Genomic DNA, 16,513 nt, shown 5'->3' with positions numbered 1-16,513 from the left:
CGGCTAGATCTGTTGTCAGATCTACTTGGTAGGTTTAGGTCATGAGCCAGATAGTGGAGCCACTCCGCCCGGACGCCGTCGTTGCCCCGCTCCCGGAGACGGTCGGGGGTTTCAAGACTGTGTTGGCTGACCCTCCATGGAGATTCACCAACCGGACCGGAAAGGTAGCTCCGGAGCACCGGCGGCTGGATCGCTACTCCACGATGACCTTAGACGCGATCAAGGACATTCCCTTGGGGGGGGTGGCTGCGGACAACGCGCACCTGTACCTGTGGGTGCCCAACGCTCTGCTACCGGACGGGTTGGCTGTGATGCAGTCCTGGGGTTTCCGCTACGTCTCCAACATCGTCTGGGCGAAGCGACGGAAGGACGGTGGTCCGGACGGGCGTGGGGTCGGCTTTTACTTCCGCAACGTGACGGAGTTGCTGATTTTTGGCGTCCGGGGCTCGATGCGTACGCTGAGCCCGGCTCGAAGCCAGGTCAATATGATCGAGACGCGAAAGCGCGAGCATAGCCGCAAGCCGGACGAGCAGTACGACCTCATCGAGGCATGCTCCCCAGGGCCCTTCCTCGAACTGTTCGCTCGTCATCCACATGAGGGGTGGACGGTGTGGGGCGATGAGTCCGGTGATGAAGTAACACCTCGGGGAAGGCCGCGCCGAGGGTACGGCGGTGGCCCGATCCTTGCACCCGTCCTCGCCCCGCACGAGCGGATGCCGCAGGGCACGTACGACAAGGTTGCGCAACGGCTCCGCGCTGAGTACGAGAGCGGGACGAGCATCAGAGGCCTGTGCAACCAGACTGGTTACGGCATCACCCGCGTCAGGTCGCTGCTGGTCTCGGCAGGGGCCACCTTCCGTGAACAGGGCGCGCACGAGGGGAGCGCCTATCCTGCCCGGTAAACGTATGTGTGATCACGTGATCATGCAGACACGTGATAACCTGGAATAGGGGTGGTCACGTGATCGCACACTCGCTACGCTGGGACTATGACTGCGTCAGTGGTTGTTCTGTCCGGCAAAGGGGGCACCGCCAAGACTCTGTGGCAGACGCTCATAGCTGGTGAGGCGTCCCGCGAAGGATTACGGGTGCTGCTGGTCGACGTCGATCCCGAGCGCAACCTGTCCAACCGGTTCGACGCTCCCGCACACGTCCCCGGGCTCGCCGGAGTGCTCACCGACGCCGGGGTGACCTCCGGCGAGTCCAACGCGGAGAAGGGTGCCGCCCGGGTCGACTCGGAAATCATCCCGACCCGCTGGCCGGGCGTGGACCTACTCCCGGCAGGCGCGTCGCTGACCGGAATCGCGCAGGTGGCGATCCCGGACCTCTGGCTGTTGCGTGACATCGCCGAGGCGGCCGGGTTCGGGCGCCGTTGGGACCTCGTGCTCTACGACACCGGTGGCCGGACCGGCGCGCTCACCACGTGCGCAATGTACGCCGCAGACGTGGCCTACGCGCCGATCACCGCCACCACCGACGCCATCCGTAAGGCAAGCGAGGCCCGAGACCGGGTCAAGAAGATCCAGCGGTCGCACCGGCTGCGATGGGCTGGTGTCGTGCTGAGCGGGTTCGACACCCGGATCAACGTACAAACGGTCATCCGGGAAGACGCCATCACGCAGTTCGGCGACCAGGTGCGTGCCGAGCTGCCACGTCGCGCCGCCGTCGACGAGGCGTTCCAAGTGGGCTGGCGGCTCGGCGACCGGCGCGACCCGGAAATCACCGCCCTCGCCGACATCGTGCGCGGCTTCCTGTTGCGCGACCTCATGCGCCGCCGTTCAACTCACAAGACAGGGGAACCCTAATGACCGCAAAGAACCGACTCCGTGAGCAGATGCAGCGCCCACAGGCTATTGACCCCGACACCCCCGCACCGCCGCCTGAGAATGCCAAGGAGGAGCCGAAGCCCACGCGGAAGCGTTCCACCCGCACGACCGCCGAGAAGCCCGCAGCGGCTACTACAGCACCCACCGAGACCCCCGCTCAGGAGCGACCGTCGCGCGCACAGGTTCTCGCGCCACCCTCCGCCAAGGTTGCACGCCGGATCGGGCTTTACCTCCACGACGAAGACTATCGCACGCTCAAAACCGCAGAACTAGACGACCGAGCCGACCCCCAAGACCGCATGCGAGCAATGCTGGCCCTCTACCGACACAACACCCGATACCGCACGGCTGTCGACCGCCTCGCCCGCACAGCACCAAAAGGAACCGGGCGCGTCTAAAGGGAGAATTCTCAGGAAATCACTTATGGAGCCTAGGTGGCCTCCTGAGAGTACTGCGAGCGCTGACGTACGATTCCGTGATGACTGTCCCAGGTTACGAACCTGGGACTGTCCCAGGTTGGTTCCCCTGGTCAGCCCCCCTCTGGGACACCTAGGACACCTGGGACGAGGCACGTTCAGGCAGTAGAGGCACTTGTTTCGATAAATTCGCTGAATAGTAGCATAATTATCCGCGAGTGATTTTTTCCTGCAGATCCGCGTCAATCTCAACCAAAACTGGGACTTCCCTCAGTCGTTCAACGGAAACGTCAACGCCATATCGCTTAAGCTTCTGGCGAATCGTTTCCCAGTCTTGAGCCTCTCCCGTCCTTTCTGCATCGTCAGGCAAAAGAAAATCGATAGCGTCCTCTCGCAGTTCTAGCCTGGTCAAAGATGAGAGCGCAGCACTAGATGATTTGCCACCAGTAGTTTGCGACCAGCCATGCTTTCGAACTTGTATCGTGCGATAATCTCCAGTCCTTACGTATTCAACGATAACAAAGTGCAGCGTCCAGTCTGGAACGCCACCAGCGTAGGAGACTTGAACAATCAATGTTTGAACTTCAGTGGACATATGAGGTTAATTATCCGTTGCTAGAATAATTAAGCGCGTCACCAGCTGAACACTCCGACACAACTCCTTTACTTCGAGGAGAATTGAGAGGCATCTCATATTCGATGTCTGCGCAGGCCCGGATCTGATCGCTGTGCGTTGCCACAATAATTGACGCGCCTTCCGCACTAAGTTCACCCATGACATCGATAACCATATGAGTATTGTCGTTATCCAGTGCTGATGTCGGTTCATCAAGAAGTACAATTGGAGGATTTTTTATTAGTAGCTGAGCTAGGGTTATCCGTTGCCGCTCTCCTCCGCTGAGATGGTAGATTTTCTCCTTCTGTATACCTGCCAGACCTACACGTTCAAGGGCCTCTTCTTCGGGCTTTGGACGCTCTCGCCGTCTCGTACGCGCCAGCCGAAGGTTCTTCGATACCGTCTCGTTCTCCACTAGCGCAGGGGTTTGTAGCAGATAGCCGATGTTGTGGCGGCGATATTTTAGTCTGGCTCGATATCCGAGCTTAGTTACGTCGATCTCACCACCGTATACAATTCGCCCGCTAGTTGGCCGTTCAAGGAGGCCAAGACAGTTGAGTAGCGTTGTCTTGCCCGAGCCGCTCGGTCCAGAAAGTACCGCGATGCATCCGTCGTCAACAGACATACTAAAATCAGACCACAAAGTTCTAGGACCGAGTACTTTTCTCAAGCCATCAATAAGAATCATTATCTAATCTACTCCTTATTGAGAGTGTGTTTGAGAAGATCTCGGACGGGACGACCCTGTTGATCCGCTCGGCCCACCTGGGGGCGTTGTGGCAAAAGCCGTCGCAGTGGCCTGCCCTCGGCTCTCGGCATGCGCTTCTCAAGCACGTTCTGAGACAAGGGGAGAGCTCTGGTTGCAACCACCCGGCGATGCATAACATATAGAAATGCAGTGAACAACACAACCACCATTTCGGAAGTGCTAATCATGGGTACCAGTCGGCACCAGTCAAGAGCTGGAGCGGATGGCAGCGGAAGGATGTTGGCGTTGAGATGCTCGGCAATCTTATAACCTGCATATCCATGACAAAGCATCAAAGTACTTAGGGGAATAATAACGATCTCACGAGTGGGCACACTCTAGCGAGTTCCCCAAAAGCTTCAAATAGGGTCGGCGGGCCGCGCTGAACAAATTTTCCGGTAGCTAATGTAGAGGAGTCCAATAAAGCCTGCCGATGTGATTCCCGCGATCGACATCGCCGGGACTAACCTTTCCCAGTCTGAGGGTGAAGCAGTAGGAGGGGGAGGCATGCCTGCGGTGATGTAGGCGTTTATTTCCTTTGATCGCAGCCAATTGCTCATAGCAATCCAAGCTAAGATAGTTACCGGGATCGAGATTTCTTTGAGTACCGCTCGGTAATGAGTGTACCAGAATCCGCGCCCTGCGATGTGCCCCGCATACATGGCTTTCTTTAGTCTTTGCACCTGAAGTGTGCGCATCGTGGTCACGGTCAGTGTCAACGTAATGGAAAGTAGGCTGAGTGTCAGCAAGTCTTCACTCAGTCGATACTTCGCTATCACGTAATTGTCGTCCAGCAATCCGCGGATTGGGATTGCCCCTGCTAAGTGCTCAACGGGAGCGTGTGAGGATTTTGATGAGATATCATCCTTTGAGGTGATAGCACCGTTATATGAAGCCCATGCGGCTAGCCGTTCATTACTTATCAGGGGGGTGCCATTTTGCATTGAGATGATTACCGGGTCATGACTTACTGGCCAGTCGACTGAATGACCGTCAGCAGTGCTGGTCTGACTGCGGGTTCCATACACAAATACTGACTGGCCGCTTTTCGCTAGTACTGTCTGAATCTGTGGCTCCGCGACCCCTGTTGGCAGTGCTTCACTAGAGAATTCAGATTGTACGCTCTCCAGGATGGCGCGTGAGTACTGACCAAGATGCTCTGGAATAATCACACGAATTACTCCGTTCAGAGAAGGTCCAATTCGGACTCCAGCAAGGTCAACTAATGGTTGCTCAGCAAGGAGCGTGCCATTCGCCCAAAGTAACTCTGTATTCTCTAGAGGGATCCACTCGGAAACATTACTTCTCAGTGAGTCTCGCTTCATAACGATGGCTCGACCGCTCAAGTCGAGCCGCCTCAGCCATGCCCCGACTTCTTCGAAATCTTTATTGCTGTCTTCCTCAGTGCGATGCGCTGGCATAGCGATACTTGCCCGACTGTCTATATTTGTATACGCAGGAGGGTCGAAAGTCCGATGCGTGAGGCTCTCCCAGTCGGTGGCCACTCCAGTCACTGCTGGGATAACGAGCAGAACTGCCGAAATTCGCCAGAAGTACAGGACGCCAACTGAAAATAATACCCGCATCCTTCCTTTTAGTGAACTCATCGCCGATGAAGAAGACACGACAAGTAATCCTATAAAATAGGCTACCGATATTGCGGTCCCCGTCAGGAGGCTCATCGCTACAGAAAAGCAAGCAAAGGTAGAGACCTGAGCCCACTTATTATAGATAAAAAGAACCGCTGTTGTGATCCCTGCGTAGACTGTAATAGAGGCCGCCAAGAACGGGAGGATGGACCGCCCGTCCCAGTAAGCCATTCGAAGTAGACCTGCGCCATGCAGGCGCCATACTGCGTATCGTCGAGCCTGAAGCAGTACCGTTGATATAGCCATTGTCATTATTGCAGCAATTAATCCGCTAAATAATCCGGCAGATCTCGCCGCATAGAGTGCCATGACTTCCATGACGGTAGGAGATTCGGTCAAGACTCCCGTCATTCCTAGTTCTTTTAGGCGAACCGAGAGTTCATCAGCCGCATTACGTGATCCGTAAATTCGATATAAGGCCCGTGAGTCAAGCGAATCTAGAGGATCAAAGGGGCGGATGTCTAGTTTTAACACCGATGAGGTGCTGAACGGTCTCAACCTCTCCTCGGCCCAGGAAGTTCCACTCGATCCTGAGGGGCCGGTCGCCACGTAAACTTTGCGGCCGCGATCACTGTCTCGACGATCACTGTCAATGCGCAAGACCGCGGCGTCGTGTTTATCGGCGACTTCAGCGATAGCTGCGACTGTATTGGCCCACGGGGTGGCATTGCTCGACCTTGTGATCTCTAGAACTAGATCGCTATTCCAACCTGGATAGCGATCTCCTTCCATTGAAACTGTCACGCCCATGAAAGCAGCTACGACTAGAGAAAAACAGACTATATATCTCGATCCGCTAGAACTGGTTCTGCCGAAGTGCAACATCTTGATCGCGAGTTTCACTGAGATATTCTCACTAGCTTTTTGATTGTGTTGTTCGGTCCTGCTCCACACCGAGAGGCTTATTCAGGCCCCGTGAAATAACGATCTAGCCCGGCGTGTCGGGTTGGGCGACAGCCCGTCCATCGCGAATATTGGTTTGCCGAATCAATCCGAGATGAACGGGCTGCCGCAGTATGTACTATACCACTGGTTTCCGGCGTGATGAAATTCAGGATCTTGTCGCTATAGTGTATGAGCAGGATCAGCGGGACGCGACGGAGGCACGTTTGTCTTGGCCGCCGGTTCTGGGGTTGTTCTGGTCGGTGGTGATCACGTTGGCGTATCTGCGCGGGAATCGTGTGCAGTGGGAGTTGGCGGAAACCTATGGGGTGTCGCAGTCGACGGTTAGTCGAGCGATCACGGGGGTGACACCGTTGCTGGCACAGGCGCTGCGGAGTGTCGTTCCGACGGCAGAGGAGCTTCGTGCCGATCGGCAGTACATCATCGATGGAACCTTGCTGCCCTGCTGGTCATGGGCCGCGGTGCCGGGTCTGTGGTCGGGCAAGCATCGCACCACCGGCGTCGTCGTCCAGGTCGCAGCCACCCTGGAAGGGCAGCTGTCGTGGATCTCCGACCCGACCCCAGGCTCCCGACACGACCTATATTGCCTCGACCAATCCGGCGCCCTCGACCACCTCGCCACATACCCCCCGATCGGCGATAAAGGATACATCGGGCGCGGCATGCTCACCCCGTTCAAAAAACCACCCGGCCGGGAACTTCTCAACTGGCAAAAAACATTCAACAAGAGCCTCAACCACACACGCGCCACCATCGAACGAGTCATCGCCCATATCAAAACGTGGAAAGTTCTCCACACAGACTACCGGCGGCCCTACGCCACATTTAAAACGACAATCTCGGCAGTCATCGGACTCATCTTCTACACACTTACCTGACGGAGCCTGAATAAGCCTCCGAGCACAACCGAACAACATGATCAAAAAGCTAGTGAGAACACCTCAGTGCCCGAAAGGTGTTCTCGAGCAGGGCGTTTCCGCGTTCGGTGAGAGCTCTGGTCGCAGAGTGCAGAGCGTTGACGGTCCGCTGGTTAGGGGTGAGTCCGGCCCCGGCGCAGGTCTTAATCGGCAGGGGGTGAGCCGGCGGGTCCTCGCCCTGGTAGCCGAGATCGGCCTGTACAGTATGGTCGTCGTCGCTGAAACTCACCTCACTGTCGCGCTACGTGAATTACCAGCGCCAGGATGTCTTCATTGCGCCACCGAGTGGATTACGCGAAAGGGAGGTGTTCGCCCAGATTCCTCGCTTGACATCTGCGCGTGAAATCCTTTCATCCTGACTCGTGGTTGCGCCGTGATGTCTGTCCCGGTGATAATAATTTGACCAACCATTAACCACGGTTGTGCCGTAGTCCCAAGTACCTCCGCCTACCTGTGCCCTAACCGCATGCCGAGTCGTATTATCTTCACTGGGGGACGTTACGACACCAGGAGGCTTATTCAGGGTGATCATGAAGTGCGGTGTTTCTCCAGGTCGGGACCGCAGCGAGGTAGCCCGCCAGGCGGCCCTGAATAAGCCTCCAGGGGGAATAATTACAGACCCGCCAACAATTTCACCTAGTTGATTGTGCTGATCAGGGCCTTTAATCACTCCACTATCAGCAGGTGTTGGAATGGGTCCATCTTCTGCCCATGCAGAGTTGAAGTTGAATGCGGGCGTGGCGGTCTGACTAATTCCTGCTGGAGTGCTGGTGAGGTGTGGGGTGTTTGCTGCGGCGATTCCGCTAGCTGAGCTCATTGCAATGGCAGTGACGAATGCTGCAATGGTGAGGGAGCGCGCAATCTTCTTTGGTTGCATGGAAGCATGCGAGCACGGTGGACTGCCCTCTGTCAAGGGGAAGCACGTAGCGTAATTGTGCTGTTGCTGTGAGTGGTTTTTGACAGTAAACGCTTGAAGTGCGACATCACCTAGAACCCCCTGCGGGGTTTGCGGGGTTTGCTAGGCTCTCCTCCCCCACTCCCATCATGCACGAGGTGGTAAGCCTCACCTAACTCACTGTCATCACTCTAGGGGAATTCACTCCGCCAAACCCCGCAAACCCCGCACACTCACAGTAATCGAAAACCACCCACAGTAACCGAGAGCGACAACTACACAAAGTCAACACGCAATCACTCAATCACGTGATTATTACCCAATCATGCGATCACGCAATCACGCGATCACAAGACTATGACCAGCAAAAACACGCGCAGAACGACGCAGTCGTTCACCAACACGCGGGCGCAGCCCGCGAGCCCCCCCTGCGCAGGGGGGGCTCGCGGGCTGCGCCCGCGTGTTGGTGAACGACTGCGTCGTTCTGCGCGTGTTTTTGCTGGTCATAGTCTTGTGATCGCGTGATTGCGTGATCGCATGATTGGGTAATAATCACGTGATTGAGTGATTGCGTGTTGACTTTGTGTAGTTGTCGCTCTCGGTTACTGTGGGTGGTTTTCGATTACTGTGAGTGTGCGGGGTTTGCGGGGTTTGGCGGAGTGAATTCCCCTAGAGTGATGACAGTGAGTTAGGTGAGGCTTACCACCTCGTGCATGATGGGAGTGGGGGAGGAGAGCCTAGCAAACCCCGCAAACCCCGCAGGGGGTTCTAGGTGATGTCGCACTTCAAGCGTTTACTGTCAAAAACCACTCACAGCAACAGCACAATTACGCTACGTGCTTCCCCTTGACAGAGGGCAGTCCACCGTGCTCGCATGCTTCCATGCAACCAAAGAAGATTGCGCGCTCCCTCACCATTGCAGCATTCGTCACTGCCATTGCAATGAGCTCAGCTAGCGGAATCGCCGCAGCAAACACCCCACACCTCACCAGCACTCCAGCAGGAATTAGTCAGACCGCCACGCCCGCATTCAACTTCAACTCTGCATGGGCAGAAGATGGACCCATTCCAACACCTGCTGATAGTGGAGTGATTAAAGGCCCTGATCAGCACAATCAACTAGGTGAAATTGTTGGCGGGTCTGTAATTATTCCCCCTGGAGGCTTATTCAGGGCCGCCTGGCGGGCTACCTCGCTGCGGTCCCGACCTGGAGAAACACCGCACTTCATGATCACCCTGAATAAGCCTCCTGGTGTCGTAACGTCCCCCAGTGAAGATAATACGACTCGGCATGCGGTTAGGGCACAGGTAGGCGGAGGTACTTGGGACTACGGCACAACCGTGGTTAATGGTTGGTCAAATTATTATCACCGGGACAGACATCACGGCGCAACCACGAGTCAGGATGAAAGGATTTCACGCGCAGATGTCAAGCGAGGAATCTGGGCGAACACCTCCCTTTCGCGTAATCCACTCGGTGGCGCAATGAAGACATCCTGGCGCTGGTAATTCACGTAGCGCGACAGTGAGGTGAGTTTCAGCGACGACGACCATACTGTACAGGCCGATCTCGGCTACCAGGGCGAGGACCCGCCGGCTCACCCCCTGCCGATTAAGACCTGCGCCGGGGCCGGACTCACCCCTAACCAGCGGACCGTCAACGCTCTGCACTCTGCGACCAGAGCTCTCACCGAACGCGGAAACGCCCTGCTCGAGAACACCTTTCGGGCACTGAGGTGTTCTCACTAGCTTTTTGATCATGTTGTTCGGTTGTGCTCGGAGGCTTATTCAGGCTCCGTCAGGTAAGTGTGTAGAAGATGAGTCCGATGACTGCCGAGATTGTCGTTTTAAATGTGGCGTAGGGCCGCCGGTAGTCTGTGTGGAGAACTTTCCACGTTTTGATATGGGCGATGACTCGTTCGATGGTGGCGCGTGTGTGGTTGAGGCTCTTGTTGAATGTTTTTTGCCAGTTGAGAAGTTCCCGGCCGGGTGGTTTTTTGAACGGGGTGAGCATGCCGCGCCCGATGTATCCTTTATCGCCGATCGGGGGGTATGTGGCGAGGTGGTCGAGGGCGCCGGATTGGTCGAGGCAATATAGGTCGTGTCGGGAGCCTGGGGTCGGGTCGGAGATCCACGACAGCTGCCCTTCCAGGGTGGCTGCGACCTGGACGACGACGCCGGTGGTGCGATGCTTGCCCGACCACAGACCCGGCACCGCGGCCCATGACCAGCAGGGCAGCAAGGTTCCATCGATGATGTACTGCCGATCGGCACGAAGCTCCTCTGCCGTCGGAACGACACTCCGCAGCGCCTGTGCCAGCAACGGTGTCACCCCCGTGATCGCTCGACTAACCGTCGACTGCGACACCCCATAGGTTTCCGCCAACTCCCACTGCACACGATTCCCGCGCAGATACGCCAACGTGATCACCACCGACCAGAACAACCCCAGAACCGGCGGCCAAGACAAACGTGCCTCCGTCGCGTCCCGCTGATCCTGCTCATACACTATAGCGACAAGATCCTGAATTTCATCACGCCGGAAACCAGTGGTATAGTACATACTGCGGCAGCCCGTTCATCTCGGATTGATTCGGCAAACCAATATTCGCGATGGACGGGCTGTCGCCCAACCCGACACGCCGGGCTAGATCGTTATTTCACGGGGCCTGAATAAGCCTCTCGGTGTGGAGCAGGACCGAACAACACAATCAAAAAGCTAGTGAGAATATCTCAGTGAAACTCGCGATCAAGATGTTGCACTTCGGCAGAACCAGTTCTAGCGGATCGAGATATATAGTCTGTTTTTCTCTAGTCGTAGCTGCTTTCATGGGCGTGACAGTTTCAATGGAAGGAGATCGCTATCCAGGTTGGAATAGCGATCTAGTTCTAGAGATCACAAGGTCGAGCAATGCCACCCCGTGGGCCAATACAGTCGCAGCTATCGCTGAAGTCGCCGATAAACACGACGCCGCGGTCTTGCGCATTGACAGTGATCGTCGAGACAGTGATCGCGGCCGCAAAGTTTACGTGGCGACCGGCCCCTCAGGATCGAGTGGAACTTCCTGGGCCGAGGAGAGGTTGAGACCGTTCAGCACCTCATCGGTGTTAAAACTAGACATCCGCCCCTTTGATCCTCTAGATTCGCTTGACTCACGGGCCTTATATCGAATTTACGGATCACGTAATGCGGCTGATGAACTCTCGGTTCGCCTAAAAGAACTAGGAATGACGGGAGTCTTGACCGAATCTCCTACCGTCATGGAAGTCATGGCACTCTATGCGGCGAGATCTGCCGGATTATTTAGCGGATTAATTGCTGCAATAATGACAATGGCTATATCAACGGTACTGCTTCAGGCTCGACGATACGCAGTATGGCGCCTGCATGGCGCAGGTCTACTTCGAATGGCTTACTGGGACGGGCGGTCCATCCTCCCGTTCTTGGCGGCCTCTATTACAGTCTACGCAGGGATCACAACAGCGGTTCTTTTTATCTATAATAAGTGGGCTCAGGTCTCTACCTTTGCTTGCTTTTCTGTAGCGATGAGCCTCCTGACGGGGACCGCAATATCGGTAGCCTATTTTATAGGATTACTTGTCGTGTCTTCTTCATCGGCGATGAGTTCACTAAAAGGAAGGATGCGGGTATTATTTTCAGTTGGCGTCCTGTACTTCTGGCGAATTTCGGCAGTTCTGCTCGTTATCCCAGCAGTGACTGGAGTGGCCACCGACTGGGAGAGCCTCACGCATCGGACTTTCGACCCTCCTGCGTATACAAATATAGACAGTCGGGCAAGTATCGCTATGCCAGCGCATCGCACTGAGGAAGACAGCAATAAAGATTTCGAAGAAGTCGGGGCATGGCTGAGGCGGCTCGACTTGAGCGGTCGAGCCATCGTTATGAAGCGAGACTCACTGAGAAGTAATGTTTCCGAGTGGATCCCTCTAGAGAATACAGAGTTACTTTGGGCGAATGGCACGCTCCTTGCTGAGCAACCATTAGTTGACCTTGCTGGAGTCCGAATTGGACCTTCTCTGAACGGAGTAATTCGTGTGATTATTCCAGAGCATCTTGGTCAGTACTCACGCGCCATCCTGGAGAGCGTACAATCTGAATTCTCTAGTGAAGCACTGCCAACAGGGGTCGCGGAGCCACAGATTCAGACAGTACTAGCGAAAAGCGGCCAGTCAGTATTTGTGTATGGAACCCGCAGTCAGACCAGCACTGCTGACGGTCATTCAGTCGACTGGCCAGTAAGTCATGACCCGGTAATCATCTCAATGCAAAATGGCACCCCCCTGATAAGTAATGAACGGCTAGCCGCATGGGCTTCATATAACGGTGCTATCACCTCAAAGGATGATATCTCATCAAAATCCTCACACGCTCCCGTTGAGCACTTAGCAGGGGCAATCCCAATCCGCGGATTGCTGGACGACAATTACGTGATAGCGAAGTATCGACTGAGTGAAGACTTGCTGACACTCAGCCTACTTTCCATTACGTTGACACTGACCGTGACCACGATGCGCACACTTCAGGTGCAAAGACTAAAGAAAGCCATGTATGCGGGGCACATCGCAGGGCGCGGATTCTGGTACACTCATTACCGAGCGGTACTCAAAGAAATCTCGATCCCGGTAACTATCTTAGCTTGGATTGCTATGAGCAATTGGCTGCGATCAAAGGAAATAAACGCCTACATCACCGCAGGCATGCCTCCCCCTCCTACTGCTTCACCCTCAGACTGGGAAAGGTTAGTCCCGGCGATGTCGATCGCGGGAATCACATCGGCAGGCTTTATTGGACTCCTCTACATTAGCTACCGGAAAATTTGTTCAGCGCGGCCCGCCGACCCTATTTGAAGCTTTTGGGGAACTCGCTAGAGTGTGCCCACTCGTGAGATCGTTATTATTCCCCTAAGTACTTTGATGCTTTGTCATGGATATGCAGGTTATAAGATTGCCGAGCATCTCAACGCCAACATCCTTCCGCTGCCATCCGCTCCAGCTCTTGACTGGTGCCGACTGGTACCCATGATTAGCACTTCCGAAATGGTGGTTGTGTTGTTCACTGCATTTCTATATGTTATGCATCGCCGGGTGGTTGCAACCAGAGCTCTCCCCTTGTCTCAGAACGTGCTTGAGAAGCGCATGCCGAGAGCCGAGGGCAGGCCACTGCGACGGCTTTTGCCACAACGCCCCCAGGTGGGCCGAGCGGATCAACAGGGTCGTCCCGTCCGAGATCTTCTCAAACACACTCTCAATAAGGAGTAGATTAGATAATGATTCTTATTGATGGCTTGAGAAAAGTACTCGGTCCTAGAACTTTGTGGTCTGATTTTAGTATGTCTGTTGACGACGGATGCATCGCGGTACTTTCTGGACCGAGCGGCTCGGGCAAGACAACGCTACTCAACTGTCTTGGCCTCCTTGAACGGCCAACTAGCGGGCGAATTGTATACGGTGGTGAGATCGACGTAACTAAGCTCGGATATCGAGCCAGACTAAAATATCGCCGCCACAACATCGGCTATCTGCTACAAACCCCTGCGCTAGTGGAGAACGAGACGGTATCGAAGAACCTTCGGCTGGCGCGTACGAGACGGCGAGAGCGTCCAAAGCCCGAAGAAGAGGCCCTTGAACGTGTAGGTCTGGCAGGTATACAGAAGGAGAAAATCTACCATCTCAGCGGAGGAGAGCGGCAACGGATAACCCTAGCTCAGCTACTAATAAAAAATCCTCCAATTGTACTTCTTGATGAACCGACATCAGCACTGGATAACGACAATACTCATATGGTTATCGATGTCATGGGTGAACTTAGTGCGGAAGGCGCGTCAATTATTGTGGCAACGCACAGCGATCAGATCCGGGCCTGCGCAGACATCGAATATGAGATGCCTCTCAATTCTCCTCGAAGTAAAGGAGTTGTGTCGGAGTGTTCAGCTGGTGACGCGCTTAATTATTCTAGCAACGGATAATTAACCTCATATGTCCACTGAAGTTCAAACATTGATTGTTCAAGTCTCCTACGCTGGTGGCGTTCCAGACTGGACGCTGCACTTTGTTATCGTTGAATACGTAAGGACTGGAGATTATCGCACGATACAAGTTCGAAAGCATGGCTGGTCGCAAACTACTGGTGGCAAATCATCTAGTGCTGCGCTCTCATCTTTGACCAGGCTAGAACTGCGAGAGGACGCTATCGATTTTCTTTTGCCTGACGATGCAGAAAGGACGGGAGAGGCTCAAGACTGGGAAACGATTCGCCAGAAGCTTAAGCGATATGGCGTTGACGTTTCCGTTGAACGACTGAGGGAAGTCCCAGTTTTGGTTGAGATTGACGCGGATCTGCAGGAAAAAATCACTCGCGGATAATTATGCTACTATTCAGCGAATTTATCGAAACAAGTGCCTCTACTGCCTGAACGTGCCTCGTCCCAGGTGTCCTAGGTGTCCCAGAGGGGGGCTGACCAGGGGAACCAACCTGGGACAGTCCCAGGTTCGTAACCTGGGACAGTCATCACGGAATCGTACGTCAGCGCTCGCAGTACTCTCAGGAGGCCACCTAGGCTCCATAAGTGATTTCCTGAGAATTCTCCCTTTAGACGCGCCCGGTTCCTTTTGGTGCTGTGCGGGCGAGGCGGTCGACAGCCGTGCGGTATCGGGTGTTGTGTCGGTAGAGGGCCAGCATTGCTCGCATGCGGTCTTGGGGGTCGGCTCGGTCGTCTAGTTCTGCGGTTTTGAGCGTGCGATAGTCTTCGTCGTGGAGGTAAAGCCCGATCCGGCGTGCAACCTTGGCGGAGGGTGGCGCGAGAACCTGTGCGCGCGACGGTCGCTCCTGAGCGGGGGTCTCGGTGGGTGCTGTAGTAGCCGCTGCGGGCTTCTCGGCGGTCGTGCGGGTGGAACGCTTCCGCGTGGGCTTCGGCTCCTCCTTGGCATTCTCAGGCGGCGGTGCGGGGGTGTCGGGGTCAATAGCCTGTGGGCGCTGCATCTGCTCACGGAGTCGGTTCTTTGCGGTCATTAGGGTTCCCCTGTCTTGTGAGTTGAACGGCGGCGCATGAGGTCGCGCAACAGGAAGCCGCGCACGATGTCGGCGAGGGCGGTGATTTCCGGGTCGCGCCGGTCGCCGAGCCGCCAGCCCACTTGGAACGCCTCGTCGACGGCGGCGCGACGTGGCAGCTCGGCACGCACCTGGTCGCCGAACTGCGTGATGGCGTCTTCCCGGATGACCGTTTGTACGTTGATCCGGGTGTCGAACCCGCTCAGCACGACACCAGCCCATCGCAGCCGGTGCGACCGCTGGATCTTCTTGACCCGGTCTCGGGCCTCGCTTGCCTTACGGATGGCGTCGGTGGTGGCGGTGATCGGCGCGTAGGCCACGTCTGCGGCGTACATTGCGCACGTGGTGAGCGCGCCGGTCCGGCCACCGGTGTCGTAGAGCACGAGGTCCCAACGGCGCCCGAACCCGGCCGCCTCGGCGATGTCACGCAACAGCCAGAGGTCCGGGATCGCCACCTGCGCGATTCCGGTCAGCGACGCGCCTGCCGGGAGTAGGTCCACGCCCGGCCAGCGGGTCGGGATGATTTCCGAGTCGACCCGGGCGGCACCCTTCTCCGCGTTGGACTCGCCGGAGGTCACCCCGGCGTCGGTGAGCACTCCGGCGAGCCCGGGGACGTGTGCGGGAGCGTCGAACCGGTTGGACAGGTTGCGCTCGGGATCGACGTCGACCAGCAGCACCCGTAATCCTTCGCGGGACGCCTCACCAGCTATGAGCGTCTGCCACAGAGTCTTGGCGGTGCCCCCTTTGCCGGACAGAACAACCACTGACGCAGTCATAGTCCCAGCGTAGCGAGTGTGCGATCACGTGACCACCCCTATTCCAGGTTATCACGTGTCTGCATGATCACGTGATCACACATACGTTTACCGGGCAGGATAGGCGCTCCCCTCGTGCGCGCCCTGTTCACGGAAGGTGGCCCCTGCCGAGACCAGCAGCGACCTGACGCGGGTGATGCCGTAACCAGTCTGGTTGCACAGGCCTCTGATGCTCGTCCCGCTCTCGTACTCAGCGCGGAGCCGTTGCGCAACCTTGTCGTACGTGCCCTGCGGCATCCGCTCGTGCGGGGCGAGGACGGGTGCAAGGATCGGGCCACCGCCGTACCCTCGGCGCGGCCTTCCCCGAGGTGTTACTTCATCACCGGACTCATCGCCCCACACCGTCCACCCCTCATGTGGATGACGAGCGAACAGTTCGAGGAAGGGCCCTGGGGAGCATGCCTCGATGAGGTCGTACTGCTCGTCCGGCTTGCGGCTATGCTCGCGCTTTCGCGTCTCGATCATATTGACCTGGCTTCGAGCCGGGCTCAGCGTACGCATCGAGCCCCGGACGCCAAAAATCAGCAACTCCGTCACGTTGCGGAAGTAAAAGCCGACCCCACGCCCGTCCGGACCACCGTCCTTCCGTCGCTTCGCCCAGACGATGTTGGAGACGTAGCGGAAACCCCAGGACTGCATCACAGCCAACCCGTCCGCGT

Annotated in this window: 16 protein-coding genes; 8 read left to right on the top strand and 8 right to left on the bottom strand. The window is 56.3% G+C overall.

Annotated features, from left to right (window positions below; genetic code table 11):
- Window positions 1-41: 41 nt before the first annotated feature.
- A complete protein-coding gene (locus KPL59_RS13600) occupies window positions 42-902 on the top strand; it encodes an MT-A70 family methyltransferase (protein WP_226361008.1) in 861 nt (286 codons plus the stop codon).
- Window positions 903-989: 87 nt separating this feature from the next.
- Complete coding sequence (locus KPL59_RS13595; protein WP_226361002.1) at window positions 990-1,805, top strand: ParA family protein; 816 nt, start codon at window positions 990-992, stop codon at window positions 1,803-1,805.
- A 645-nt stretch (window positions 1,806-2,450) separates the two neighbouring features.
- Here the strand turns inward: KPL59_RS13595 and KPL59_RS13590 are convergent.
- From KPL59_RS13590 to KPL59_RS13580, 3 genes are all read right to left on the bottom strand, one after another.
- The gene (locus tag KPL59_RS13590) at window positions 2,451-2,837 is read right to left on the bottom strand and encodes a hypothetical protein (RefSeq protein ID WP_226361003.1); all 387 of its coding nucleotides are present in this window, start codon (window positions 2,835-2,837) and stop codon (window positions 2,451-2,453) included.
- Between the two features lie 10 nt (window positions 2,838-2,847).
- The gene (locus tag KPL59_RS13585; RefSeq protein ID WP_226361007.1) at window positions 2,848-3,483 is read right to left on the bottom strand and encodes an ABC transporter ATP-binding protein; all 636 of its coding nucleotides are present in this window, start codon (window positions 3,481-3,483) and stop codon (window positions 2,848-2,850) included.
- A gap of 482 nt (window positions 3,484-3,965) precedes the next feature.
- Entirely contained in the window at window positions 3,966-6,098 is a 2,133-nt protein-coding gene (locus tag KPL59_RS13580; protein ID WP_226361005.1) for a hypothetical protein, read from the bottom strand.
- A 173-nt stretch (window positions 6,099-6,271) separates the two neighbouring features.
- On the opposite strand from KPL59_RS13580, the gene KPL59_RS13575 reads away from it, so the two are divergent.
- Complete coding sequence (locus KPL59_RS13575; protein ID WP_226359656.1) at window positions 6,272-7,036, top strand: transposase; 765 nt, start codon at window positions 6,272-6,274, stop codon at window positions 7,034-7,036.
- Window positions 7,037-7,085: 49 nt separating this feature from the next.
- Here the strand turns inward: KPL59_RS13575 and KPL59_RS37680 are convergent, their stop codons facing one another.
- Entirely contained in the window at window positions 7,086-7,304 is a 219-nt protein-coding gene (locus KPL59_RS37680) for a transposase family protein (RefSeq protein ID WP_226361006.1), read from the bottom strand.
- A gap of 21 nt (window positions 7,305-7,325) precedes the next feature.
- Complete coding sequence (locus tag KPL59_RS37675; RefSeq protein ID WP_226361016.1) at window positions 7,326-7,892, bottom strand: lactococcin 972 family bacteriocin; 567 nt, start codon at window positions 7,890-7,892, stop codon at window positions 7,326-7,328.
- A gap of 960 nt (window positions 7,893-8,852) precedes the next feature.
- Here KPL59_RS37675 and KPL59_RS37670 point away from each other — a divergent pair.
- Window positions 8,853-9,479 (top strand): lactococcin 972 family bacteriocin, encoded by a 627-nt coding sequence (locus KPL59_RS37670; protein WP_374111626.1) that lies wholly within the window; start codon window positions 8,853-8,855, stop codon window positions 9,477-9,479.
- Between the two features lie 21 nt (window positions 9,480-9,500).
- Window positions 9,501-9,719 (top strand): transposase family protein, encoded by a 219-nt coding sequence (locus KPL59_RS37665; RefSeq protein WP_226361006.1) that lies wholly within the window; start codon window positions 9,501-9,503, stop codon window positions 9,717-9,719.
- Window positions 9,720-9,768: 49 nt separating this feature from the next.
- Here KPL59_RS37665 and KPL59_RS13550 read toward each other — a convergent pair whose 3' ends face one another.
- On the bottom strand, window positions 9,769-10,533 hold the full coding sequence (locus KPL59_RS13550) for a transposase (protein ID WP_226359656.1): 765 nt from the start codon (window positions 10,531-10,533) through the stop codon (window positions 9,769-9,771).
- Between the two features lie 173 nt (window positions 10,534-10,706).
- Between KPL59_RS13550 and KPL59_RS13545 the strand changes: the two genes are divergently transcribed.
- The 3 genes from KPL59_RS13545 (at window position 10,707) to KPL59_RS13535 (ending at window position 14,354) form a co-directional block, all read left to right on the top strand.
- Entirely contained in the window at window positions 10,707-12,839 is a 2,133-nt protein-coding gene (locus tag KPL59_RS13545; protein ID WP_226361005.1) for a hypothetical protein, read from the top strand.
- A gap of 482 nt (window positions 12,840-13,321) precedes the next feature.
- The gene (locus KPL59_RS13540) at window positions 13,322-13,957 is read left to right on the top strand and encodes an ABC transporter ATP-binding protein (protein WP_226361007.1); all 636 of its coding nucleotides are present in this window, start codon (window positions 13,322-13,324) and stop codon (window positions 13,955-13,957) included.
- A gap of 10 nt (window positions 13,958-13,967) precedes the next feature.
- The gene (locus KPL59_RS13535) at window positions 13,968-14,354 is read left to right on the top strand and encodes a hypothetical protein (protein ID WP_226361003.1); all 387 of its coding nucleotides are present in this window, start codon (window positions 13,968-13,970) and stop codon (window positions 14,352-14,354) included.
- Between the two features lie 645 nt (window positions 14,355-14,999).
- Here KPL59_RS13535 and KPL59_RS13530 read toward each other — a convergent pair.
- Complete coding sequence (locus tag KPL59_RS13530) at window positions 15,000-15,815, bottom strand: ParA family protein (protein ID WP_226361002.1); 816 nt, start codon at window positions 15,813-15,815, stop codon at window positions 15,000-15,002.
- Between the two features lie 87 nt (window positions 15,816-15,902).
- Window positions 15,903-16,513: MT-A70 family methyltransferase (locus tag KPL59_RS13525; protein ID WP_255677048.1), on the bottom strand; the 611-nt coding region annotated here is incomplete at its 5' end.

Source organism: Pseudonocardia sp. ICBG1142, from assembly GCF_020496255.1.
Lineage (GTDB): Bacteria > Actinomycetota > Actinomycetes > Mycobacteriales > Pseudonocardiaceae > Pseudonocardia.
The sequence above is the reverse complement of the archived record's forward strand: the minus strand, read 5'-3'. Positions and strand labels throughout refer to the sequence as shown.